Origin of the sequence: Psychrobacter luti (genome assembly GCF_014192115.1) — a bacterium.
Lineage (GTDB): Bacteria > Pseudomonadota > Gammaproteobacteria > Pseudomonadales > Moraxellaceae > Psychrobacter > Psychrobacter luti.
In genome coordinates this window covers 571,915-597,168 of the sequence record NZ_JACHXL010000002.1, presented here as the reverse complement: position 1 = coordinate 597,168, position 25,254 = coordinate 571,915, and the positions used below count along the sequence as shown (strand labels likewise).

General features: G+C 42.0%; 18 protein-coding genes, 4 tRNA genes and 1 pseudogene. 11 read left to right on the top strand and 12 right to left on the bottom strand.

Features of this window, described 5'->3' with window-relative positions:
• The 9 genes and pseudogenes from FHS24_RS12330 to FHS24_RS06850 form a co-directional block, all read right to left on the bottom strand.
• Positions 1–77 (bottom strand): annotated as a pseudogene (locus FHS24_RS12330) (hypothetical protein); the annotation flags it as partial.
• A 465-nt stretch (positions 78–542) separates the two neighbouring features.
• Positions 543–617: transfer RNA gene (locus FHS24_RS06885), tRNA-Thr, on the bottom strand.
• A gap of 114 nt (positions 618–731) precedes the next feature.
• Positions 732–805 (bottom strand) — tRNA-Gly (locus tag FHS24_RS06880).
• Between the two features lie 85 nt (positions 806–890).
• Positions 891–974 (bottom strand) — tRNA-Tyr (locus FHS24_RS06875).
• Positions 975–1,039: 65 nt separating this feature from the next.
• Positions 1,040–1,115, bottom strand: a tRNA-Thr gene (locus FHS24_RS06870).
• A gap of 441 nt (positions 1,116–1,556) precedes the next feature.
• The gene (locus FHS24_RS06865; RefSeq protein WP_183620034.1) at positions 1,557–2,738 is read right to left on the bottom strand and encodes an FHA domain-containing protein; all 1,182 of its coding nucleotides are present in this window, start codon (positions 2,736–2,738) and stop codon (positions 1,557–1,559) included.
• Positions 2,739–2,855: 117 nt separating this feature from the next.
• On the bottom strand, positions 2,856–3,710 hold the full coding sequence (locus FHS24_RS06860; protein WP_183620032.1) for an RsiV family protein: 855 nt from the start codon (positions 3,708–3,710) through the stop codon (positions 2,856–2,858).
• A gap of 214 nt (positions 3,711–3,924) precedes the next feature.
• Positions 3,925–5,520, bottom strand: a complete 1,596-nt coding sequence (locus tag FHS24_RS06855) for a peptide chain release factor 3 (protein ID WP_183620030.1) — start codon at positions 5,518–5,520, stop codon at positions 3,925–3,927.
• A gap of 157 nt (positions 5,521–5,677) precedes the next feature.
• A complete protein-coding gene (locus tag FHS24_RS06850; RefSeq protein ID WP_183620028.1) occupies positions 5,678–6,583 on the bottom strand; it encodes a hypothetical protein in 906 nt (301 codons plus the stop codon).
• 338 nt (positions 6,584–6,921) lie between these two features.
• Between FHS24_RS06850 and FHS24_RS06845 the strand changes: the two genes are divergently transcribed.
• The 4 genes from FHS24_RS06845 (at position 6,922) to FHS24_RS06830 (ending at position 11,934) form a co-directional block, all read left to right on the top strand.
• Complete coding sequence (locus tag FHS24_RS06845) at positions 6,922–7,335, top strand: Ohr family peroxiredoxin (RefSeq protein WP_183620026.1); 414 nt, start codon at positions 6,922–6,924, stop codon at positions 7,333–7,335.
• Between the two features lie 283 nt (positions 7,336–7,618).
• Positions 7,619–10,573, top strand: a complete 2,955-nt coding sequence (gene polA / locus FHS24_RS06840; protein WP_183620024.1) for a DNA polymerase I — start codon at positions 7,619–7,621, stop codon at positions 10,571–10,573.
• 227 nt (positions 10,574–10,800) lie between these two features.
• Positions 10,801–11,337, top strand: coding sequence for a hypothetical protein (locus FHS24_RS06835; RefSeq protein WP_183620022.1), 537 nt, complete (start codon positions 10,801–10,803; stop codon positions 11,335–11,337).
• Between the two features lie 246 nt (positions 11,338–11,583).
• The gene (locus tag FHS24_RS06830; protein WP_183620020.1) at positions 11,584–11,934 is read left to right on the top strand and encodes a hypothetical protein; all 351 of its coding nucleotides are present in this window, start codon (positions 11,584–11,586) and stop codon (positions 11,932–11,934) included.
• An 85-nt stretch (positions 11,935–12,019) separates the two neighbouring features.
• On the opposite strand, the gene hemH is transcribed toward FHS24_RS06830, so the two are convergent.
• The gene (hemH, locus tag FHS24_RS06825) at positions 12,020–13,039 is read right to left on the bottom strand and encodes a ferrochelatase (protein ID WP_183620018.1); all 1,020 of its coding nucleotides are present in this window, start codon (positions 13,037–13,039) and stop codon (positions 12,020–12,022) included.
• A 493-nt stretch (positions 13,040–13,532) separates the two neighbouring features.
• Here hemH and metX point away from each other — a divergent pair, with 493 nt between their 5' ends.
• The 4 genes from metX (at position 13,533) to trhO (ending at position 17,899) form a co-directional block, all read left to right on the top strand.
• Positions 13,533–14,912, top strand: coding sequence for a homoserine O-acetyltransferase MetX (gene metX / locus FHS24_RS06820; protein ID WP_227671690.1), 1,380 nt, complete (start codon positions 13,533–13,535; stop codon positions 14,910–14,912).
• Complete coding sequence (metW, locus tag FHS24_RS06815) at positions 14,909–15,526, top strand: methionine biosynthesis protein MetW (RefSeq protein WP_183620014.1); 618 nt, start codon at positions 14,909–14,911, stop codon at positions 15,524–15,526. Before metX ends, metW begins: the two co-directional genes overlap by 4 nt.
• A gap of 400 nt (positions 15,527–15,926) precedes the next feature.
• A complete protein-coding gene (locus FHS24_RS06810) occupies positions 15,927–16,508 on the top strand; it encodes a tetratricopeptide repeat protein (protein WP_183620012.1) in 582 nt (193 codons plus the stop codon).
• A 290-nt stretch (positions 16,509–16,798) separates the two neighbouring features.
• Positions 16,799–17,899, top strand: a complete 1,101-nt coding sequence (trhO, locus tag FHS24_RS06805) for an oxygen-dependent tRNA uridine(34) hydroxylase TrhO (protein ID WP_183620010.1) — start codon at positions 16,799–16,801, stop codon at positions 17,897–17,899.
• A gap of 271 nt (positions 17,900–18,170) precedes the next feature.
• Here trhO and serA read toward each other — a convergent pair whose 3' ends face one another.
• Entirely contained in the window at positions 18,171–19,397 is a 1,227-nt protein-coding gene (gene serA / locus FHS24_RS06800) for a phosphoglycerate dehydrogenase (RefSeq protein WP_183620008.1), read from the bottom strand.
• A gap of 493 nt (positions 19,398–19,890) precedes the next feature.
• Here serA and FHS24_RS06795 point away from each other — a divergent pair, with 493 nt between their 5' ends.
• Positions 19,891–21,351: an FAD-binding oxidoreductase gene (locus tag FHS24_RS06795; protein ID WP_183620006.1), complete on the top strand. Its 1,461-nt coding sequence runs from the start codon at positions 19,891–19,893 to the stop codon at positions 21,349–21,351.
• Between the two features lie 149 nt (positions 21,352–21,500).
• Here the strand turns inward: FHS24_RS06795 and FHS24_RS06790 are convergent, their stop codons facing one another.
• Complete coding sequence (locus FHS24_RS06790) at positions 21,501–22,130, bottom strand: BLUF domain-containing protein (protein ID WP_183620004.1); 630 nt, start codon at positions 22,128–22,130, stop codon at positions 21,501–21,503.
• 640 nt (positions 22,131–22,770) lie between these two features.
• Here FHS24_RS06790 and FHS24_RS06785 point away from each other — a divergent pair.
• On the top strand, positions 22,771–24,408 hold the full coding sequence (locus FHS24_RS06785) for a carbon-nitrogen hydrolase family protein (protein ID WP_183620002.1): 1,638 nt from the start codon (positions 22,771–22,773) through the stop codon (positions 24,406–24,408).
• A gap of 120 nt (positions 24,409–24,528) precedes the next feature.
• Positions 24,529–25,092, top strand: a complete 564-nt coding sequence (locus tag FHS24_RS06780) for a protein disulfide oxidoreductase (protein ID WP_183620000.1) — start codon at positions 24,529–24,531, stop codon at positions 25,090–25,092.
• Positions 25,093–25,254 lie beyond the last annotated feature (162 nt).

The window sequence follows — 25,254 nt, the reverse complement described above, 5'->3', positions numbered from 1 at the left end:
GTTTTACCGTGGTCAACGTGTCCGATGGTACCGACGTTGACGTGTGGCTTGCTGCGTTCAAACTTGGCCTTTGCCATGGGTATTTCCTCTTTTTTGATGAATCTTTAACAATCAAAGATCGGTAAATAGCTGTTTGACGGCTCATGATGCATAAAAACCATCAAACCGTTGACGCTATGGTTTTACTACTAAAGCTTATTTATTAACAAGGATTGATAGCAGTATACTGTCTACAACTTTATATAGAGACATTATACTTGCTTTTCAATCTCTTGCACATTGCCGCGTATTATAATGCACATTGGCAATGCTAATTTATTTTCCAAATTCTTATTAGTAACTGAGTTTATTAATAAACTGACAGCACTAAAAGGCAACACCTCAGTGTCACCCTTAAATCATTATCTGCCACACTCTATTTATAATTTTCAATATTCTATAATTTCGATATCGATATGTATATTTTGTAAAATATAATGCTTTATCAAAGTGTCTCGCTTTGTCAAAATAGCAAAGCCAATATAAAACACTTGAATAAGAAATGGAGCTCATATTGAGAATTGAACTCAAGACCTCTCCCTTACCAAGGGAGTGCTCTACCGCTGAGCTATATGAGCGTGCTTTTAAAAACTACAGTAGCCAACCACTGGGTTGCACTAAAAAAAATATCACGATACAGCAATAATAACTGACTGTCGTGATGATTGATAGTTGCTGCGATGGTGCATATATGGAGCGGGTGGCGGGAATCGAACCCGCGTCATTAGCTTGGAAGGCTAAGGTGTTACCATTATACCACACCCGCATTTACTCTTATTCTGTTTGACTCTTATAGAGAGTCGTTCAAGATATAGAGTATGCTTGGCGCTAGGACAAACTTTGAAAAAATATGGTGGTGGGAGAAGGATTCGAACCTTCGAAGCTTTCGCGACAGATTTACAGTCTGTTGGGTTTGACCGCTCCCCAATCCCACCTAGATTGCTTGATATAAAAGCACTTTAATTTAAAGTAAATTCATAAAAAGCGACTTTGAAAGAGATGGTGCCGACTGCCGGGATCGAACTGGCGACCTACTGATTACAAGTCAGTTGCTCTACCAACTGAGCTAAGTCGGCTTGTTCTCTCAAAGTGGTGGCTATTCTATCAAATATTTTGATAGACGCAAGCTCTTTTTTGGTTTTTTTAACATTATTTTCATAAAAACCGTCAAACACTTGATTATGTTACTGTTTTTTTCTAGTGTTAAATCGCGCTTTTTATCGCAATTAATATAATCAGCTAAGCAGCGGGCTAAATAGCTTGCCATTACGCCCTCTAGTCCTAATTATTTTTACCACCTAAATCAATAATAAAACCTTTTAATTAACTTGATATTCTAGTACTTCTAATAAATGATTCATAAAGTTAATTTTTAAACAGACAATTTATGCATTAAATTGGCCAACTGCCAGTAATAATTAGATAACCTTTAAAATTTTGCAGGTTAAATAAATGTTATTAGCTGGCAGATGCCTTTTTTAGGGAATGTTATAAGCGATTGTCAATGATAAGTCGCCTTATACGATGCCCATATTAAACAACCATAATGCTAGGCCAATAATTAAAACTGCCACAAAGACCCATATAAACCAACCGCCACTGGGCTTTTTCTCAACCTGTCCCGCATTAGCAGAGTTATTAATGGCTTGATCCATGGCATTATTACCAGTTGTACCAAGGTCGCGAGGTTGACCCAAGTTGGCAGTGCCTGAGAACTGGGAAGTAGCAGCTTGCTTGGCGCGTAATACATCAGGATCCGCTTCTTCTTGCAGAGCGGTTTTGGTGGTTTTATCATGCTTTGCGGCGGCTGTTTCTTCTGGCGCTTGAAGAGCTGCCGTCTGTATTGGTCCTTCTACAACAGGGGCACTCGTTGCTGCTTCTATAATCTCTGTAGGCTTGATTTCGGCCTGTTCGGTTGGCTTAATGACAACAGGTACTGTTTCGACTGGTACAGCTTCAATCGGTGTTGCTTCGACTGGTACTGCTTCGTTACTAATATCAGTCGCTGACAAGACTTCATCAATTCCTGTTTCTTTCACCACTGGCTCTGTCACCACTGTTTCTTCAATAGTTGGCTCTTCAACAAAGCTATTTTCAATGATTGGCTCACTGGTTTGTGTATCGCTAACCACTGGTTCCGCCTCTACAATTTCAACAGGTTCTGCTGGAGAGTCTGTAACAGGTAAGAACTCTTCGATCTTCGTTTCTTTGACCACAGGTTCTTTGATAACAGCCTCTTTAACCACCGGTTCAGCGGCAACAGGTAATAGTTCGGCAGCTGTATCAGCGCTAGTATTTAGTGCTGGCTCATCTGCTATCACCGGAGCAGCTTGCTCACTATTCAACGTCGCAGCAACTGGCGCGCTTACTTGAAAGCTAAAGCTTGCAAAACCTAGCGTATCATTAGCAGCAAGGTTTGTAGATTCATTGGCCTCAATGCGCTGCTCATTGATAAAGGTGCCGTTTGACGATTCTAAGTCCTTAACGTACAACTCACCGTTTAATACGCTCAACACCGCATGATTACGTGACACTTGCTTGCTGCCGAGCACCACATCATTGTCGCTACCGCGTCCCACAGACAAGCTGTCATTGACTGTCAATGTCAGATCACCCAAGGCTTCGGTTAGTGCATTAAGCTGCCATATGGCGCCATCTGTAGCTACTGGTGTATTTGCAATTTCTGTATGGTTCGTCATGCTATCACTCCTTATTTTTATTAAATGTTCAATGGCTATCTTTATTAAATAGCGGTCCTTACTCAATAACTGTCTTTAAATGATGAGCTTAATATACGCTTAAATTTATCACCTGCATTATTTAGGAATAAAGCGGGGTTTTATAATACCGCCAAGTTTCTCGTAGGGAATGCTCAGCACGGGCATACCGTAAGCATAAGGGCCAATAGAGTAATGCTGATAACGAATATCAACCCCTTTATCGGTCAACGTCACGTTATCACTTAAGGTAAAGGGCCAGCTTTTTTCATAGTTTGCAACGTCTTCATCGACCGTTTTCACCCACTTTTTATAGGCATCATAAACTAAGGCTTTAAAGCGAGGTTTCTTATTAGGCTGGAGCATATCTGCTAATTGGATTTGTTTTTTGCTCTGTTGGTCAAACACCAAATATTCGCTATAAGGCATGCCATGAGCGCCGCCCGTATAAACGTACGAGCTAATCTCAAACAGCTCGAAATCATTCACATGACCCAAGTATTCGGGCGTGACCATTAAGTTATAAACGAAGACGCTGTCTTCTGGTAAATCAGAAAACTGTGAGTTAACAAAACCATCGATAGCGGCTTTGACATGTGCTGGGCTACCTTTTTTGCTAATGGGTGCGGATTCAGTCGGCTTACTATTAACAACCAAATGATTGATGCGCTCATTGATAAGCTTATTTATCCAAGGATGGTTGGTTTTAAGATATTTGACCTCAATCTCTGGGCAGTTATCACGCGCTACGCATTTTTCTTCTATTTTTTTTGGCAGCTCATACTCTAAATACTCAGTATGGCTAATCAGGCTCCCAGCGTGCGCTGATAAGCTTAATGCACCAAGCAGCAACCCGCCACCTAACGAGGTTATTAGTCGTAACCAAGCCGTCTGTGAGACAGAATTCTGAGACAATTTTGACTTATTAGTATGTGGTTGGAGTGCAGCTTTCATATAGCCTCTTTAATATACAGATAAGGTATCTTGACATTCTACCGTAACCATTCTGTAGTATTGTAGGTACACTGTTTGTGTTTTTGGATACTTAGTATTTCTGATGAGCAGTGTTTTTGATACACCAGCCTTAATTCGCTGCAAAATCATCCGTAATAAAAAAGACACGATATCGTGTCTTTTCAAGGTAAGCAGAAAGATTGATGAGCGGGTTTTAATGCTCGCGTGTATTACTAAATGTCACTTCTGGATAGCGGTCTTGCATCAGCTGTAAGTTCACGCGTGATGGTGCTAAATAGGTCAAATAACCGCCGCCATCTATCGATAGCTGGTCATGCGCTTTGCGTTTAAATTTTGCTAACGCTACTTCATCATCGCAATGAATCCAGCGTACGGTCGCGATAGATACCGGCTCAAAGATACATTGCACTTTGTACTCTTCTTTTAGACGATGCGCGACCACTTCAAACTGTAGGACACCGACCGCACCTAAGATTAAATCGTTATTAATCTGCGGCATAAAAACCTGCGTTGCGCCCTCTTCACTTAACTGCTGCAAACCTTTTTGTAAGGCTTTTGATTTAAGCGGGTCTTTGAGAACCACACGGCGGAACAATTCAGGGGCAAAATGCGGGATACCCGTAAAGTTCAGCTCCTCGCCTTCGGTAAAGCTGTCACCGATAGAAATTGTTCCGTGGTTATGAAGCCCGATAATATCACCCGGATAGGCTTCTTCTAAAGCTTCACGGTCACCGGCAAGGAAAGTCAAAGCATCAGCAATACGCACGTCTTTACCCAAGCGCACATGCTTCATCTTCATGCCTTTTTCGTACTTACCTGAGCAAACACGTAAGAAAGCAATACGGTCACGGTGACGCGGGTCCATATTGGCCTGAATCTTAAACACAAAACCGCTAAATTCGGTTTCGGTTGCTGCCACTTCACGCTCATTGGTCGGATGGGATTTTGGCGGCGGCGCATATTTGATTAAAGTATCTAGCACCATATTGACACCAAAGTTACCCAGCGCCGTACCAAACAATACCGGTGTCATCTCGCCCGCCAAGAAAGCCTCAACACTAAATTCTTCTAGTGCCATTTGTACCAGCTCAAGCGACTCTTCAAAAGCGTCAAACATGAGCTTGCCCAAACGCTCACGGATATCAGGATAATCATAGCCTTCGCGCGTCTCAGCGACCGTCATGTCACCGCCGTGACCTTTTTCATATAGATAGGTTTTGTTTTCGGTTAAATGATAAACACCAACGAAATCTTGCCCCATACCGATAGGCCAAGTGACAGGAATACATTTAATCTTTAATACCGCTTCGATTTCACTGAGTAGCTCAAGTGGCTCACGAATCTGGCGGTCAAGTTTATTAACAAATGAGATGATGGGCGTATCACGCATCCGGCAAACTTCCATCAATTTGATGGTACGTTCTTCGACACCTTTTGCGCCATCGACCATCATCAGCGCACTGTCTACAGCGGTCAGAGTACGATAAGTATCTTCACTGAAGTCGGCGTGACCCGGTGTATCTAGCAGATTGACCATATGGTCTTTATAAGGGAACTGCATAACTGAGGTGGTGATAGAGATACCACGCTCTTGCTCCATGCTCATCCAATCAGATGTCGCATGGCGATCGGTTTTGCGGCCTTTAACTTCACCAACCACCTGAATCGCTTGACCCCAAAGCAATAGCTTTTCTGTCATGGTGGTCTTACCCGCATCGGGATGCGAGATGATGGCAAAGGTGCGGCGCTTGGCAACTTCTTTGCTTAATTTCTTTGGATCTACGCTCATAATTTTTGGCTTCAACGTTGGCTAATTTAGAAATCAATCTAAATAAATAGTGTCAATAATGGGCATATTGTAACGGATTTAGCGTCTGGGTGCAGAATTAGCGCATAAAAAAACACTCCCTGATAGTCAAATAGAGAGTGTTTACATGGTTTTATATTTAATAATAGCGCTTGATTTCTCTTTCTAAAAAGTCAGCAGCTACCTCATTGACGATGGTGCAATCAACCACACCACGAAAGCTATTAGTGTTTGGATTACTACTGCCTTTGGCAACATAATCAGCTTCGTAAATGCTCGTATTATATTCAACGCCGTTATACTGATAAGCAGGTTGGTTTTTATAGGCAAAAAACGTCACTTGTGCCGCGTTTTGTTTATTGTCTGCTCCAACCCCAAACTGAGAAGTACTATAACCTCTCTTGTCATCAAATCTTGCTTCAGCGGCGTCAATCCACTTATCCAATACTGAATAACCGGTTTTGTCTTTTTCATTAAATGCTAAAAACGCGCGCTCACTTGTAACAACTGGAATATAGCAAACGGAGCCGGCTGGAAATGCTAATGTCGTTGGAATTTTAGGATAATGGTTTAAGCCTGTAATGATACCGCGACTGTCGCTTACCGTATTCCCTGCGAGATAACTGTCCGCTTTTACACCTGATAAATCCAAGTTTTTATAAGTAATTTCATAGCTAGACTTGTTATTGGTGTTTTTCTCATAAATAGGACGTTTAACCGTGCGACCATTTACCTCAATATTCTTATTTTCCAGTTGCCCTTCAAAGTTATTTGCTAATATCGTTTTATCTAAGGTATTTAGACTCTGATTACTATAATTATTGACAAGGTTTTTTATTCTAATCTCGCGCGCGCCTGTACGGTAGCTCTCATCAATACGTGCAATCGCCGTAGCGTTTACTTGGCTGTCATAGCTATTAGCAAAGCTAGTCAATGTAATTTTATTACTGCCACCCGAGCCATAAATACCGTTATCTTCTTCGCAACCGACGAGAGCAATCATCGTTAAAGATAAAATACTTGATATTACAATTAATTTCTTCATTGACCCATTCATCAAATAACGTCCTTATAGCTATAAACCTAACTCGGTTTTTTGCCATCTATGCTGATGGTTTACTATGACCATTTATATAATGAGTTTACATTAACACATTCATGATTTATATATCAAAATGCTTCGATTATCGCTGACCTGATAGACATTATGCATTTACCCACTTACAAACTTGTAGCATATGTTTACTACTGTCCCATTGCGCTAATCGACCAGCTTGCTATGCTATAGGTCCTATTAAGAAAAGGCTTATCGAGAAAGTCTTCTCGATATTGATAGCCAAAGTTTACCCTTCAATTATAAAAACTGACAACAAAGGATGTGTTATGGAAACTCTATACTCTACTAAAGGCACAGTTACTGGCGGTCGTACTGGTAAAGCAAGCCTTCAAGACAGCGACTTGACGATTAATATGGTCGCACCAGGTTCTGGTAAAGAAGGCAACAATCCAGAGCAATTATTCGCCATGGGCTATGCTGCTTGCTTTGATGGTGCACTTGCTGCCGTCAAAGGGGTAGAAAAAGCAAAGTTTGATTCTACTACTGAAGTATCGGTAGATTTAATGAAAGGTGAAGGCTTAGACTTTCAATTAGCTGTTAAAATTCATGTGATTGGTGAAAATACAGAACTATCAGCAGATGAGTTCCAACAGTTGGTTGAGAAAGCCAATAAAGTCTGCCCATACTCTAAAGCGACTCATGGTAATGTCGATAGCGAAGTAACTTCAGAAGTAAAATAAGCGTTTAATAACGACAATGTTCTTAAACATAGCTATTTAGTATAGAAAGCCATTAAATATAAAAAAAGAACTCAGCTGGTCTGGGTTCTTTTTTTATTGGCGACAAATTTGGCTCATCAACATCGTAACTGTTTATTATTTTGACCATCTATTTATTAGTTCGCCATCAATTCGGCAAGAAGGTATTTTATCGTTATAATGAAGGTATCTTTTTATCCAATCTGTTACTCAATATTTATTTTTACCCCATACTTGCTGCCCAATATTTGATAAGTGACTTTTTATGACTGCCAATGACCACAACTCGCACTCGCCCATTAATCCCAATACCCTACCAAACTTTGCCTCCATGCCAAATGTGGCGACGATGGATACCAGTCATGTGGACAAAAACCAGCCGCCTTTTATTTTGGTCGATGGCTCTTACTATCTGTTTCGCACTTACCATGCCTTGCCAAAGACCATGCAAAACTCTCAAGGTCTGATAACCAATGCGATACGAGGGACGTTGAATGCGCTATTGAAGCTGATGCGCCGCTATCACCCAACCCATATGGCGGTTTGTTTTGACACCAAATCACCAACCTTTCGTCATGCCATGTCAGAAGAATATAAGGCCAATCGTCCAAAAATGGATATTGAGCTTGCCGAGCAGATTCCGTATATCCATAGCTTAGTTGCCGCCCTAGGGCTTCCATTATTACGCATCGAAGGCGCAGAAGCCGATGATATTATCGGTACGCTCGCCTATCGTGCGGTCGCTGAAGGCCATCATGTAGTCATCTCAACCGGTGATAAAGACATGATGCAGCTGATTAATGACTGCGTGATATTAGAAGACAGCTTTACAGGTAAAATTACCGATAGCGCAGGTGTGATCGAAAAATTCGGTATCAATCCTGAGCAGATGATTGACTTTCTAACGCTCATGGGTGATTCCTCGGACGGTATCAAAGGCGTGCCGGGTATCGGTAAAAAGACGGCCAAAGATTTGCTTAATGAGTATGGCAGCATTGACAATATGCTAAAAAACGTCGCTGATATCAAAGGGCGTGCGGGCAAAAATTTGGTGGAATACGCTGATGACATTCCGATGAATGCGCAGCTGGCAACTATCGTTACCGATTTAGAAATTGGTCAAGACTGGCAAGATTTAAAAATCAATACCGATCCTTGCGCTCATATCGATGAGCTACGGGCTCTATACGCTGAGCTTGAGTTTAGAAATGAGTTGGCCTCACTTGATCACCCCAATCATCCAGCCAACGGCTCACAAAGTGTCGCCAATAGTCAGGCAGATGCTGAATCACAAGCACAAATCGCTAAATCCTTACAGTCAAGTACCATCGACAATATCACCGATAGTAAAAGTCATGATAGAGCATGGCATACGATTTTAGACGAGGCCGCTTTTGACAGCTTAGTTCAATTATTAGCAGACGCACCACACTTCGTTATCGACACCGAAACGACCAGTGTCTATTGGCGTCAGGCTGAATTGGTTGGTTTGTCTTTTGCGGTAAAAGCGCACGAAGCCTATTATGTACCGCTCACGCATAGCTTAGAAGGTGATGAGCTAACTGCAAAGCAACTTGATCGCGATACGGTATTAGCAAAACTTAAGCCTATCTTAGAAAACCCAAAAATTGGCAAGATTGGTCAGCACTTAAAATATGATGCTCATATTCTTAGTCACTATGGTATTGACCTAGTGGGCGCCATTCATGCCAGCCCTAATAACTGGGCGATGGATACCATGCTTGCCAGCTATGTCATTAACGCAGCCATTACTCGTCACGGTATGGATGATTTGGCGCGCCATTATTTGCAAACACAAACTATTAGCTTCGAGGATGTCGCTGGTAAAGGCGCAAAGCAAGTTACCTTTGACCAAGTAGCCATTGATATTGCCAGTGACTATGCTTGTGAAGATGCCGATATCACTTATCAGCTGTTTGATGTCTTTAATAAGAAACTGTCTGATGACGAAAATAACGCCAAGCTACTACACGATTTAGAGATTCCAACTGCTGAAATACTTTGCCAGATGGAAGCAAATGGTATTTTAATCAAGCGTCCATTCTTAAATGAGCTATCAAAACGTTTTGATGAAGAAATCATTGCGCTTGAAAAACGTGCTTATGAAATCGCTGGCGAAGAATTTAACCTCGGCTCGCCAAAGCAGCTTGGTGAAATGCTGTTCGATAAGCTTGGCGTACCTGGTGGTAAAAAAACCAAGTCTGGTCAGTACTCTACTGGTGAAGCTGTATTGTCAAAGATTGACCATCCTTTGGTAGATATCACTTTAGAATATCGCGGATTATCGAAGCTTAAAAGCACTTATACCGATGCGCTTGATAATGTTGCAGATGCCAAGACCGACCGCGTGCATACCAGCTACCATCAAGCACTGACCAGTACCGGTCGTCTGTCATCAACAGATCCCAACTTGCAGAATATTCCGATTCGTACTGCCACTGGCCGCTTGATTCGTCAAGCCTTTATCGCGCCAGAAGGTCGCGTTATCTTAGCAGCCGATTACTCGCAAATTGAGCTACGTCTCATGGCGCATTTCTCAGGCGATAAAAACCTAACTAATGCTTTCAATGAAGGGCTAGATATTCATGCTGCTACTGCTGCTGAAGTGTTAGGAAAAGATGTTGCTGAGGTCACTCCGACCGAACGTCGTAATGCTAAAGCCATTAACTTTGGCCTACTCTATGGTATGAGCGCTTTTGGTCTTGCCAAGCAGCTACAGATGAGCCGCAGTGAGGCACAAGATTACATCGACATGTACTTTAAGCGTTATCCCGGCGTCAAAGACTATATGATAAACACTCGTGCCAGCGCTCATGATAAAGGCTATGTCGAGACCATATTGGGCCGTAAGCTTTATACACCTGATATCAGCCACAGCAATCGCATGGTCAAACAAGGTGCTGAACGTGCTGCCATTAACGCCCCGTTACAAGGCTCAGCTGCTGATTTAATCAAACTTGCCATGATTGCCGTTGATAAAGTACTACCTAAAGAGCAGACCAAAATGCTGCTACAAGTTCATGATGAATTGGTTTTTGAAGTCGATAGCGATAAGGTCGATGAAATCAGTAAGCTTATTACTGATGCCATGCAAGATGTTCTGACGACAACCGCCGTTGAAAAAGGTTGGCAGGTAGATTTTTCTGTGCCGTTATTGGTTGAAACAGATAGTGGCCAAAACTGGGATGAAGCGCATTAATTGTGCAAACAAAGGCAGTTAATATGACCCTTGAGGCTTCTGTTAATACGTCTAAACACGGTAATTGAACACTGCCGTTTATACTCCATCATAGCCGTGCAATGACTCTTACCAGTATAATAAGCACACGTTAATTTTTTATATATTAATTTTTAACATATTAATGACGGTCTAAAGTGAGCCTTTGCGCTCACTTTTTTCATTTTTGAAAACTAGGAGCCTTTATTTTGACTTCAGATGGCATCATCGAATTACCGGGTATTATCATATTAATCGCGTGTATATTGCGCTGCGTACAATATGTGATACAGAGTGATCTGAAACTGGGGCACTACTTTTGGTTGGCATCCGTATTGACGTTTTTTGCTGTGGTTCGTCGTGAGTTAAATTATGTACCCGAGCTCTTGATTCCTAGTGGTTTCACATTTATGAATCACTCATACGATTGGTGGGAAGATGCTGTGCTGTTAACGGTGTATCTGCTGATTGTGTGCTTATTAGCTTATAGCTGGCGTTATCTATGGGCGGTATTAAAGAAGGTTCCTGTGTCAATATATATCGCTGTGGTTACTTTAGCGTTGTTAGAGTATATGGGTGAAAACGCCATTTTTATACCCGAAAGCATTGGCGAAATAGTAGAAGAAATCGCAGAAACCGCTGTGTATGCGATTGCGTTGATTTATTTGTGGACATTTAAGCTCAGTGAGTTTGAAAGAAATGTTTTACATGAGCAAAATTATCATGCACCGTGTAAAGCCAGTTAGCAGAAACTGTCAAATCGCTAAGGTTGTCAACTAGCAAAACTATTAACGATAAGAATTTACTAACGGCTGCTCAATATGGGTAGCCATTTTTTTGACTTTACATATTTACCTTCTTACATTTTTTGAACATCCTGTGACACCTTACTACTATCAGTTACCATCATAACGCGGCAGACTGATAATCAGATTACACCAATGACCGATAATAACTTAAATAGCATTTATAACTATAATGAGGACATATCCATGGACAATTCAAAAACCCCACTGCCGGAAGAGATGGATCATATTGACGGCAATATCCGTAACGGTGACGACAGTCAAGATAGTCAGGACAACCAACTTGTCGATTTAGACAATCCCATGTTGCATACTGTTGAAAATAACGATGTGATTGACAATAGCGTAGGATTTGACAACTCGCAAGCAGGTAGTGATGCGACCCAAGGACTTACACCAATGCATCGTCAAAATATCGATGAATCTCAGGTGGATGAGCTATTGGTTGAAGGCAATTTAGATGATAACGACTATCCAGATATCGTTGATATTGCGGACAGAGATGCGGCAAAGACTTCTAATGATGACAGTTTTTAGAAATTACCTATTCGTAAAATAGAAAATAATTCAGAAAAAAATACCGAACATTATGTTCGGTATTTTTTATGGCTTAAGAAAACAATCAAGCCCAGCCATCCAGTGTTCCTGCCCAGCCTTTAACCAAAGGCAAGCTTAATGCTTCAAGCAAATCAATATGCGCTTCATCAAGATTTAATGCAGGAATGTAATGGTACTCTTGCCCGCCTGCATGAAGGAAGTTTTCACGGTTTTCAATGGCTAGCTCTTCTAAAGTTTCCAAACAATCCGCTGAAAATGCAGGGCTAATCACTTGTACAGAGCGCACCCCAGATTTGCCCCAATCCTCTAATACCACATCGGTATAAGGCTTGACCCATTCTTGCTTACCAAAGCGTGACTGAAAGCTGATAATCCATTCATCATCTTGCAGACCAAGCGCATGCGCGACTTGCGCGGCAGTACACTTACAACGCTGCGGATACGGGTCACCTTTATCGGCATAAGGCTGCGGAATACCGTGGAAACTAAACATAAGCTTTTCAGGTTTGCCATGTTTCGCTTGAAAACGGCGAATAGAATCGGCCAATGCTTGAATATAAAGCGGATGGGCAAAGTAATCTTTGACAATACTATAGTTCGGCAAGTTGCGTTGTTTTAACGTCCACTTCGTTAGCGCATCATATACTGCACCGCCAGAAGAGGCAGAATACTGCGGAAATAGTGGCAAGATAACGAAATGTTCAACGCCTTCACTACGTAAAGTGTCCATAACATCTGGCAAACCAGGATTTCCATAGCTCATCGCCGGATGCACAGAAACTCGAAACGGCGCAACACTATCGGCCAAGCGCGGCTCGAGCAGCTCAACTTGACCTTTTAATATTTTACGAATCGGCGAGTCACCTTCCCAAATGCTGGCGTAAGCCTTCGCCACCCGTTTTGGTCGGCTTGGCAACACAAAGAGATTGAGAATAATTGCCCATAAAAATTTAGGGATTTCAATCACACGCGGGTCGGATAAAAACTGTTTAAGGTATCGACGTACGGCTGGCGCGGTTGCCTCATCGGGCGTACCAAGGTTGACTAACAAGACAGCAATACGTGGCGGCAATTTAGGTTTCATATAGTATTATTTATTCACTTATTAAATAATCAGAAGATATATTAGATAGAGAAATAATGAGCAAGCAGAGAAGTTTATAACAGCACCATTATTTTATAACAGCACTATTATAAGGTTTAAAATGGCTGCTATTGTTCGCCTTTAGTGTAGCATTTTATAAGAGCAGAACGCAGGGTAAAGGTAACCGTTATACAACTTAATATGTGCTTTTATACCTGCCTTAATACTTGTTTTGATAGACGCTTAAAATAAAGACTTGGCGCGAAGGTTGTACTCCTAAGCGCATCGCCATACAATAGGTAAGCCTATAAATAAACCATGTAGACCACTTACTGTCGCCATCCTAGGTTTGTTTTATTTATAACCTTTGTTTTATCCATAACTGTTGTTTTGTGAGGTAGCTTTGAGCGCACGTTCTGATAGTACCAGTGAGCATTCCACCAATTATTCCGCTAATACGACCGACGCCGTCGGTTCGGTAGGCTCAGTTGGCATCGTCACGCCGCAGACTTTTCATTTCGCTGAGCCGTTGACCTTGGAGTGCAATCGCACCCTGCCCTCATTCGATTTAATCTTTGAAACTTATGGCACGCTCAATAGCGACAAATCAAATGCCATCCTGATTTGTCATGCCTTATCAGGTAGCCATCACGCGGCAGGTTTTCATAGTGACGACGATAAAAAAGCGGGCTGGTGGGACAATATGATTGGCCCTAATAAAACCATTGATACCAATCAATTTTTTGTCGTCTGCGTCAATAATATCGGCAGCTGTTTTGGCTCTACTGGTCCAACGACTATTAATCCTGATACCATCAATTCAAGTCAAAAAAGCTCAAACAAGAATAATGAGAACAGCGAGCCACAAGTTTATGGCCCTGACTTCCCTCTTGTCACCATTAAAGACTGGGTAAAAACCCAAGCCATGCTTTCAGACCGCTTGGGTATTGATGTGTGGCATGCCATCGTCGGCGGCTCTATGGGCGGGATGCAAGCCATGCAATGGTCGGTCGATTATCCAGAGCGGTTAAAACGCTGTGTGGTTATTGCCAGTACGCCAAAGCTTTCTGCCCAAAATATCGCTTTTAATGAAGTCGCGCGTCAGTCAATTCTCTCTGACCCTGATTTTAAAGACGGACGCTACTTGCAGGCAGGTACTTATCCTCGTCGCGGGCTTATCCTTGCGCGCATGGTTGGTCATATCACCTATTTGACTGATGACGCGATGAAGGCTAAATTCGGCCGTGACTTAAAATCTGGCAAGTTTATGTATGGTTACGATGTTGAGTTTCAGGTCGAAAGCTATTTACGCTATCAAGGCGAACGCTTCAGCGAAAACTTCGACGCCAACACTTATCTGCTGATGACCAAAGCCTTAGATTATTTTGACCCGACACGTGATTATCCATCAGTAGCAACATTAGAATCAGCAGCAGAATTATCTGAAGAACCAGTAGACCCGTTAGAGTCATCCATCGCGGAATCGGTAAAAGTTGAAGCAGTAAAAGCTGAATCTGCCCAAAACGAAACTGAAAAAACGTTAAACAATAGCACGCATATTGATAATGCTGATAACGTTAATGTTGCCAATGAAAAAGAGCTAAGCGCGCTTAAAGCCGCTTTTGCTCATACGCAGTGTCAGTATTTAGTGGTGTCATTTACCACTGACTGGCGCTTTGCTCCCGAACGCTCGCAAGAGATTGTCGATGCGCTGATGGCGACTGGTAAGCCTGTCAGTTACATCAATGTCGATGCACCGCACGGTCATGATTCATTTTTATTTGATATTCCGCGTTATATGGGGGCCGTTAAAGGTTTTTTGACCGCGCCATTTATTGCTAACAGCTTGATAGCCAAAGGAGCACGCTCATGAGAATGGATCATCAATTGGCTGAGCGTTGGATTGCACCAAAGTCGCATGTGCTCGATTTAGGCTGCGGCAATGGCGAGCTGCTCGCGCATTTACAGCAGAATCTAGGTGTGACTGGTTATGGACTTGAGATTGATGAAGACAAAATCAATGAAGCCATCGCTAAAGGTTTATCTATCGTCGAGCAAGACCTTAATGATGGCTTAAGTCGTTTTGCAGATAATAGCTTCGATACGGTCGTTATGGCACGAGCGCTACAAGCGGTAAAGGCTCCTGATGTATTATTGCTCGATATGCTACGCGTCGCCCGCGAGGCTGTCATTACTTTTCCTAACTTTGCCCACTGGCAAAACCGCCTGCATTTGGGCTTAAAAGGTCTGATGCCAGTTTCAGAAGCGCTGCCCTATGAGTGGTATAACACGCCAAATATTCACCTGTGTACCTTTAAAGACTTTGAGCAGCTGTGCGCGCAGCATGATATTCATATCATCAACCGCTTTGCTGTTAGTGATTCGGAAAAAGGTCATAACCCGCTGATGACTGCATTAATACGCCAAGCTCCCAACCTTTTAGCAGACGTTGCTATCTATCGCGTTAGTAAACAAAAACGGGATTGATGATCGTATTTTTTGTCGTTTATTAAAGCGAATTTAACGCCATTAAGACTTAGTTTAACCTTAAGCGATTGTTAATTCCTCCTTACCCTTCAGTAACTCTATGATTTTATTGAGGACAATGAGGTACAGTTAGGAATTAAATCATGTAATTAGTATTTGAGTTTCGTAAGTTTGGGTGTTAAGCTAGCGAAATAGTGTCAATCATACCCCAATTACGACCGTTTGTCGGGCCAATCAGGGTCAGCTATGACACTACCATACGAATTATTTTGCTAATGATTAGGTAAGTTGGTATTGCAAGATTTCACCTAATTGTTATCGCCGTCTAACTGTTTCTAACGAGACAATGTTTAGCGGTACAATTTTTTTTGCTTATTAACTGCCTAATTTTGGAGCTGCTATGAAATTATTAAAAGCTGCGTTGTTTACTGCCCTGTTTTCTTGTGCGGGCCTTGCCAACGCTGAGTTAATATCAAACGTGCCACTTGATACCTCACGTTTTGAGCTAATGCCTATCAGTACACTGTCTACCAGCGCTGCTCAAGGTAACGATCACGCCCAGTTTTACCTAGCAAAGCGTTTGCAAAAAGGTGAAGGCGTTGCTCAAAATACCCAACAAGCTGTGCAATGGTATACCAAAGCAGCTCAGCAAGGCGTCGCCCCTGCTCAGTTGAATCTTGCCATCATGTATTTACGCGGTGAAGGTGTACAGCCTAATTTGCAACAAGCACGCCTTTGGTTAGAAAAAGCGGCAATGCGTGGTGATAACCGTGCCAGCTATACGCTTGCTTTGCTAGATGAGAAGCAAAAAAATCTGGTCGATGCTTATAAATGGTACGACTTGGCTGCCCGTGATGGCATGCTCGATGAAAAAGTACGTAACAAAGCACGCGGTAAAATCGGTCAGCTAGCATTGAACTTATCAAGCTCAGACATTGCTAGTGCCCGTAGCAAAGCCGATACTTGGTTCCAAAGTAAGTAAAGCGTAAACCAATAAGCTAAACTTCGGTTTTACACAATGAATATTAAATAAGCTCAGTATGATACTGGGCTTTTTTGTTTGCCATTTTTATTATCTCTCATATTTCTATGAGATTTTAGAATGATAAAACCTCCAAAATCTTCCCAAAATTTGATAAACTACGCGCGCATTAGCGAATTCCACAATTGCGCTAGTGTTATGAATTTTACCAATTCGTTTTAACCGTTAATTTTAAAAAGCACCTTAAACCCAATGCACTAGGTTTGCGACCTAGCCAGCAGGAGAGAAACATGAGTACCAATCAAGACAGCAATACCAAAAATAGCAGCATCCAAGATAGCACTGCAGCTGATAACAAAGCAGCTGATAACAAAGCAGCACCTGCTTACGATAGCGTCACAAATAATATCGTCGTTGCAGCACTTTACAAGTTCACGCGTTTTAGCGATTTTGAGCAATATCGCGAGCCAATTTTAAATATCATGCTTGATAATGACGTTAAAGGCACTTTATTACTGGCCAGCGAAGGCATTAACGGCACGATTTCTGGCAGCCGCCAAGGTATCGATAACGTCTTAGACTATTTGCGCAGTATCGAAGCGATTGGCAGCTTTACTTTCAAAGAGTCTTATACTGATGCGCAGCCTTTTTATCGCACTAAGGTGAAGCTTAAAAAAGAAATCGTCACGATGGGCGTTGAAAATATCGACCCATTACAATCGGTTGGTCGCTATGTAAAACCGAGCGAATGGAATGCGCTTATCTCAGACCCTGACGTTATTTTGATTGATACCCGTAACGACTACGAAGTACAAATCGGTACGTTTCAAAATGCCGTTAATCCAAATACCGAAACCTTCCGTGAGTTTCCAGAGTATGTTGCAAAAGAGCTAGATCCTGCTAAACATAAAAAAGTCGCCATGTTCTGTACCGGCGGTATTCGTTGTGAAAAATCTACTGCTTATATGCGCGAGCAAGGCTTTGAAGAGGTATATCACTTAGAAGGCGGCATTTTAAAATATTTAGAAGAAATCCCAGCCAGCGAGTCTATGTGGCAAGGTGACTGCTTCGTTTTTGACAACCGCGTGTCGGTCAATCACAGCCTAGAAAAAGGCAACTATGAGCAATGCTTTGCTTGCCGTATGCCGATTACTCATGAAGAAATGCAAAGCGCTGCTTATATCAAAGGCGAGTCTTGTCCGCATTGTATCGATAAAGCGACCGAAGAACAAAAAGCACGCTTCCGTGAGCGTGAACATCAAATGCAGCTGGCCAAGAAACGCGGTGAAGCACATATTGGTAGCGATGTCATGGACGTCATAGAAAAGCGTAAAGCGGCGAAAGTTGAAGCCCGTCGTCAAGCGGAAGCCGCTAATAAAGTCAAAGCTTAAGTAAAGTCAGTCCAATGTGAAAAAGGTACAGCGGGACTAGGGTGGATTTTTTTGCAGCCTCTGTCTGCGTAGGCACAGCAAGCCAGAAAAACTTATACCAGTTTCGCGTCATTAAATAACGTATCTATTTCATTTAGTACTGTCTATAAGTTAAAACCATACCCTGCTCTGAATGTTAGCCGTTTAAAGTATTAGCCATAAAAAAGAGAGGCCCTATAATAGAGCCTCTCTTTTTTATACCAGTCGTAAAATTAAACGATAACGTTTGATTTTAGAACAAGATACGTACGCGAATCGTTTCTTCAACGTCTTTTAGCTGATCTAGCGCGGCTGTTGAATCGTTATAATCCACATCCATCACCAGATAGCCCACATCGCCTTCAGTCATTAAGCTTTGCGCTAAAATATTGATGTGCGCTTCAGCGAACAGACGGTTAATCTGTGACAATACGCCTGGGACGTTTCTATGGATATGTAGCAGACGATGCGAGCCTTCTTTAAACGGCACAGAAACTTCTGGGAAGTTCACAGCGGTTGCAGTATCACCTTGGTCAGAGTATCTAACGAACTTATCGGCAACTTCAAGACCGATATTGGCCTGAGCTTCTTGGGTTGAACCACCGATATGCGGCGTTAAGATAACGTTGTCAAACTTACGTAGTGGCGACTCAAACTCTTCGTCAGCTGATTTTGGCTCTTTCGGGAACACGTCAATCGCTGCGCCCAATACTTTACCTGACTCAAGCACTGCTGCTAGATCATCAATCTCAACACAAGTACCGCGTGCCGCATTAATAAAGTAGCTGCCGTCTTTCATATGCGCAAACTGCTCAGCTTTCATCATATAGCGCGTACTTGGCACATCAGGTACATGCAAAGTGACGATATCAGCGGTTGATAATAACTCTTCTAAGCTACCTACTTGCACGGCATTACCCAGTGGCAATTTGGTCACGACATCATGATAGATGACTTTCATACCGAAGCTTTCAGCTAAGACAGACAATTGCGAGCCGATAGAGCCGTAACCGACGATACCGATAGTCTTGCCACGTACTTCATGCGAGTTGGTCGCAGACTTGCCCCAACCGCCACGGTGTACGGTCGCATTCTTTTCAGGGATACCACGATATAGCATAATGGCTTCGGCCAATACTAGCTCAGCGACCGAGCGGGTGTTCGAATATGGCGCGTTAAAGACAGGAATACCCAAATCACGAGCGGCGTCCAAGTCGACTTGGTTAGTACCGATACAAAAGCAGCCAATACCGATAAGCTTGTGTGCGTGCTCAAGAACTTCACGCGTCAGCTGCGTACGCGAGCGAATACCGATGAAATGAGCGTCTTTAATCTTTTCGATAAGCTCATCTTGATCCAATGCATGACTGATATTCTCGATGTTATGATAACCAGCCCCTTCCAATACTTTTAACGCATTGTCATGTAGACCTTCAAGCAATAAAAACCGGATTTTGTCTTTTTGTAGTGATAACGCCATGTGAGAACTGTCCTATAATTGTCTTATAAAAATCATCAGTGGGATAAGTATGATGGATGAAACGAAAACAGTCTGGATATCTTACACAAAATTTGGCAGCGATGTTAGCAGATTAGATGAATTATTGCTTATCAAGCCTGAAAACTTTTTATGCTATAGTGAGTTACTGTATATAAACTCGATATCTAAACCTTGTACTTAGAGTTTGCACTTAGAACTTATACTTAAAATTTGCAAGCAAACGCTGTATCTAAAATTTATTAAACTGTTTTTTTAATTATTAATATTACTTACACTAGTCAGGCGCATGAACGCATATCTATATATCATTGCAACACGCGCTCACTTATACTTATATCAATTATATAAACCCAGTGACTTATATGAACTTAATTAGTCATATAAACACAGTTAACACCGCTGAGTTATATCCATTTAGCGATATAATAATCCCTTTTATGCATAGCGCTTACGTTTCTACCGAGATTTGACCATGACTTCTTTAGCTAGCCAAAGCAACACTACCACCCAAAACAACTCTACAACCCATACTGATGCTGTCCAAATCATTTTGAGCAACTTACTTGGTGTTCATCAGTTTGACCCCAGCCAAATAAAAACTGATAGCGAAAGCTTAGAGCATTGGGGCAAAGACTGGACCAAGCATTTCGCCCCTGCGGCCGCTGCTATTGTCTTTCCAAAAACCACTGAGCAAGTACAAGCGATTGTACTGCTTGCCAATGAGCATAATGTGGTCTTAACCCCAAGTGGCGGTCGTACTGGTTTGTCTGCGGGTGCCGTTGCTGCCAATGGTGAGATTGTCGTCAGTATGGATAAGATGAACCATATCGGACAGTTTTATCCTGCCGATCGTATGGTTGAGATTGAAGCCGGTGTGGTCACGCAGCAGCTGCAACAATTCGCTGAGTCTAAAGACCTCTACTACCCTGTCGACTTTGCTTCCGCTGGATCAAGTCAAATCGGTGGCAATATCGGCACCAATGCTGGCGGTATTAAGGTCATTCGTTATGGCATGACCCGTCAATGGATTATGGGGCTCACAGTTGTCACTGGTAAAGGTGATATCTTGCAATTGAACCGCGGTATGGTAAAAAATGCTACCGGTTATGATTTGCGCCAACTGTTTATCGGTAGCGAAGGCACGCTTGGCTTTGTCACTCATGCGCAAATCAAGCTTGAGCGTCAGCCACAAGATTTAAACGTCATGGTCTTAGGCATGGACAGCTTTACTGATGTCATGAATGTGCTCTCTGCCTTTCAAGCCCGGATAGATTTGACGGCGTTTGAGTTCTTTGATGATGTGGCGATTGATAAGCTCATGGCTCATGGTCAAGTACAAGAGCCGTTTGAATCGCGCACTAAGTTTTATACCCTATTAGAGTTTGAAGCGCCATACGAGCCTATCATGGATAAGGCTATGGCAATCTTTGAGCACTGTATGGAGCAAGGCTGGGTCGTTGATGGGGTGATGAGTCAAAGCCTTGCCCAAGCGGAAGAGCTGTGGAAGCTGCGCGAATATATCTCTGAGACTATCTCAGTATTTACCCCTTATAAGAATGATGTCTCGGTACTAATCAGCTATGTGCCTGAGTTTATCGACGAGATTGACCACATTGTCAGCAGTAACTATCCGGACTTTGAAGTGTGTTGGTTCGGTCATATCGGCGATGGTAACTTGCATCTTAATATCTTAAAGCCTGAGAACATGAGCAAAGATAATTTCTTTGCCGAGTGTCAAATCGTTAATAAACACGTGTTTGAGACGGTAAAAAAATATGGCGGTTCAGTCTCTGCTGAGCATGGCGTTGGTATGACTAAAAAGCCGTATCTAAACTATAGCCGCAGCGAAACTGAGATTGAGTATTTACGCGAGGTCAAAAAAGTCTTTGACCCGAATAATATTATGAACCGTGGTAAGATTTTTGATATGTAATTCGTTCAATTTATGATTATCGCAATAATTTAATTGCATAAAAAAAGACGCTAAACGTTAAGTCTAGCGTCTTTTTTACTACTACGATAACAGCGTGTCATTTGTATAAAAATTTATGCATGTAAAAACATTTGAGCTTTTCTCGTGACTTATAAATAAAGCAGTACCAAGGCGATAATTAGCAATATACTGAGAAAACCTTGCACGACTAAAAAAGCTTGATGCGGGGCAGCCACATGATGCACCATATTGCCGAGCGCATTATAAGTCATACCTGCCGCTTTAATATGTGGCGGGGTGTCAAAGGTTTGGATAATTTGCAAAAACTGCTCGGTATGCTCATGCGACCAATCTTGCGGTGCAAATGGCAAATATGCTGACAGTTGCGCGGCTTGCTGCTTAGTCGTTGGTGACCATAACCAACGCTCCAAAAATAGTAAACGCATACGCCAGTCTGAAAAACGACGCTGCTTGATGGTTTTTAAGAGTAATACTTGTACATTTTTATGGCGAGTATCAGCAAAGATACGCTGAGTAAGCGCCGCAACTTTGGCTTTTTCACCTTCCATGCATTGTAAAAAATGACCATTGCCATAACATAATGTACCTGTGATGCCATGCTGCTGATTATATTCACGCGCATGGCCTTCTACTTCATCAAATATCGTCGCATTAAACCGTGAGGCAAGCGTCAAGCTGCTAACATACACCAGCTGTACCAATGCCGTGTCTGCTATTTCATCTAATTTACTCAAGGCATTAGGATAAGTTAGTGGCATAATAAAAATCCTAAAAGGTCATGGTAAAAGGCTATTGAAAAAAAACGCCAGATAAGATGATGCTTAAACAAATAAACCCATCATTCATAAAAGATTGCGAGTCACAAAAACCTAGCAAATATTTACGCCGCTTGACTGTCATTGAGTACTAGGCTTGCTATCATAAGCAGCGCAGTGTTAATCATATTTAAGCTTAATTGCATTTAAAATGAATTTATCAGCACAACAGCACAAACCCTATAAAATAAGGGCAAGATACAGTGCCAAAATAAGCATTTGCAAACATACTAAACCACCTCATTAAGATTAATAATAACAGAGGCAATGTTTATAACTTATTGGCTATAACTCATTGTAAATACAACGATAATTGATTGTAACGATTATATGAGCTTATTGGTATGTTTTTCTCGCCATTATTATCTGAATAAGTTATACCAAAAATGGAGTGCTAGCTTTTGTATGCAGCGATTGCAGCAAGATAAGAACCCTCATTAGGCGTTTTGCCAACGAGTTTAGATAGCTACCTCTTTTATGACTCACTTTATCAATACCTATTAATACTGATTTATAATTAACATCTTTATAATTAACATCGATTTATTACCACTGATTTATAGCAACGACAGACAGGAACATTATGAGCAAGATAGAAAAATTAGACGACTTTCACCTCACCATTGCTGAGATTAAGAAAAAAGATTATTCGCAACTTAAAGCTTTGATGGATCGTGTTTATGTCAACTTGGGCGGTGCGTGGTCAAAAAACACTATCAATACTTTGATTGACGCCTTTCCTGAAGGACAAATTGCGCTATTTGACCATGACGAGCTGATTGGTATTGTGCTATCTATGCGCGTTGATTACACCAAGTTTTCTAACCCGCATACCTATGATGATTTGATTGGCCATAAAGAAATTATTAGAGATGACCCTGAAGGCGATGCTATTTATGGCTTAGATGCGTTAATCGACCCTGAATATCGTGGCTACCGTTTAGGTCGTAGGCTTTATGATGCGCGTAAAGAGCTGTGCCGCCAGTTAAACTTCCGCGCTATCTTAGCCGGTGGTCGTATTCCCAATTATCACAATCACCAAGACTTAACACCTGGCGAATATATTGAAGCCGTTGAAGCTCGTGAAATTCATGACTCCGCGCTGTCTTTCCAATTATCAAATGGCTTTATCGTTAAACGTATTTTGACGGCTTATTTGCCAGATGACAAACAGTCTAAAGGCTTTGCGACCTTACTCGAGTGGGCAAATATTTATTATGAGCCGCAAGATTATAAGCCCAATACACGTAAATCAGAGGTCAGAATAGGCGGTATCCAGTGGCAAATGCGTGAAGTTGAATCACCTGAAGAGCTGCTACAACAAGTCGAATTCTTTGTCGATATCATGGCTGATTACAACTCCGACTTTGCTTGTTTACCAGAATTTTTTAACGCACCGTTAATGGGTTTGTGTGAATCAACTGACCAAAACGTAGCGATTCGCTTTTTAGCCGGTTATACCGAATGGTTTAAAAACGAGATTTCGCATTTGGCGGTTAGCTATAATGTTAACGTCATCAGCGGCTCTATGCCGTTCTTGGACGACGACGATACCTTGTATAACGTTAGCTATCTATGCCGCCGTGATGGTACAGTTGAAGAGCAGCGCAAAATTCACATTACTCCGCATGAGCGCAGCGCGTGGGTGATTGAAGGTGGTGATGAAGTCAAAGTATTCGATACCGATGCTGGACGTATTGGCATTTTGGTTTGCTATGACGTTGAGTTCCCAGAGCTTGCGCGCTTAATGGCACTTGATGACATGGATATCTTGTTCGTACCATTTTGGACAGATACTCAAAACGGCTATCTGCGCGTCCGCCACTGTGCCCAAGCACGTGCGATTGAGAATGAATGCTATGTGATGATTTGCGGTTCTGTCGGTAATTTACCGCAAGTTGAAAGCTTGGATATCCAGTATGCGCAATCGTCTATTTTCTCACCATCGGATTTTGCTTTCCCGCATGATGCGATTATGGCGGAAACCACGCCTAATACAGAGATGGTATTCTTCTCGGATTTGAACTTAGATAAGCTTATCCATGTTCGTAATGAAGGCTCGGTGCATAATCTACTTGACCGCCGTGATGATTTATTTAGCTTAAAATGGAAGAGAAAGGCTAAAATTCCAGCAAGTAAATTAACCGATGAAGAGCGCCGTGAAAATTCAGGCAGCGTCCTTATTGGCGATCCACTGCAAGACCGTGCACAAAAGCCTTAAGCGATTACTTTAAAATACAGGCATTAAGAATAATAACGTAGAAAATATAATAATACGGCTGACCATTCAGCCGTTTATTTTTATCTATCAAAAACTTTAAGAGCAAAAAAAGCAACCACTATGACGACTGATTCTAATCTTAATATTGAAAAGACTATTGATACGCCAAAAAAAACGCCCAAGCAAAAGATATTCTCTTTTGCTAAAAACCTGCTTATATATGGATTGGTATTTGCGGTCATTTATATTGCTATTAACTGGTGGCGACAACCCGTCATGCCCGCCAATCCGCAATTGCAACTGACTGACTATCAAGGGCAGAGCGTTGACTTAGCAGCGCTGAGTCGGGATAAGCCAACGCTGGTATATTTTTGGGGAACCTGGTGTCCGGTTTGTCGGGTGACCTCACCGACCATAGATAAGCTTGCCGCTGCAAATGACTATCCTGTGGTGACCATTGCGATTAAATCAGGCTCTGACCAAGAGCTACACAGCTACCTTACTGAACACAATTATCGCTTTACCACCGTCAATGACCAAGAAGGTGAGATATTTGCTGATTGGCAAGGGCAAGTAACGCCGTCTTATGTCGTCCTAAAAGATGGTGAGATGACGCAAGGCTTGACTGGTATGCAGCCACTTTGGTCGCTGAAATTGCGCTTGTGGTTGTCAGAAGTTTTTTAGCGCTTAGCCAATTAGGTATAATCTAACAAATAGACAATCAAATTTGTGAGACCTATGATTTAATAGGCAAGGTATTGATGCTGACATAAGTGCTTGGTTTTGGCTAAAAGCAGGCCGATACTGGTCAGCTCTTTTTACCCTACCCGTTTTGTCATATAATAG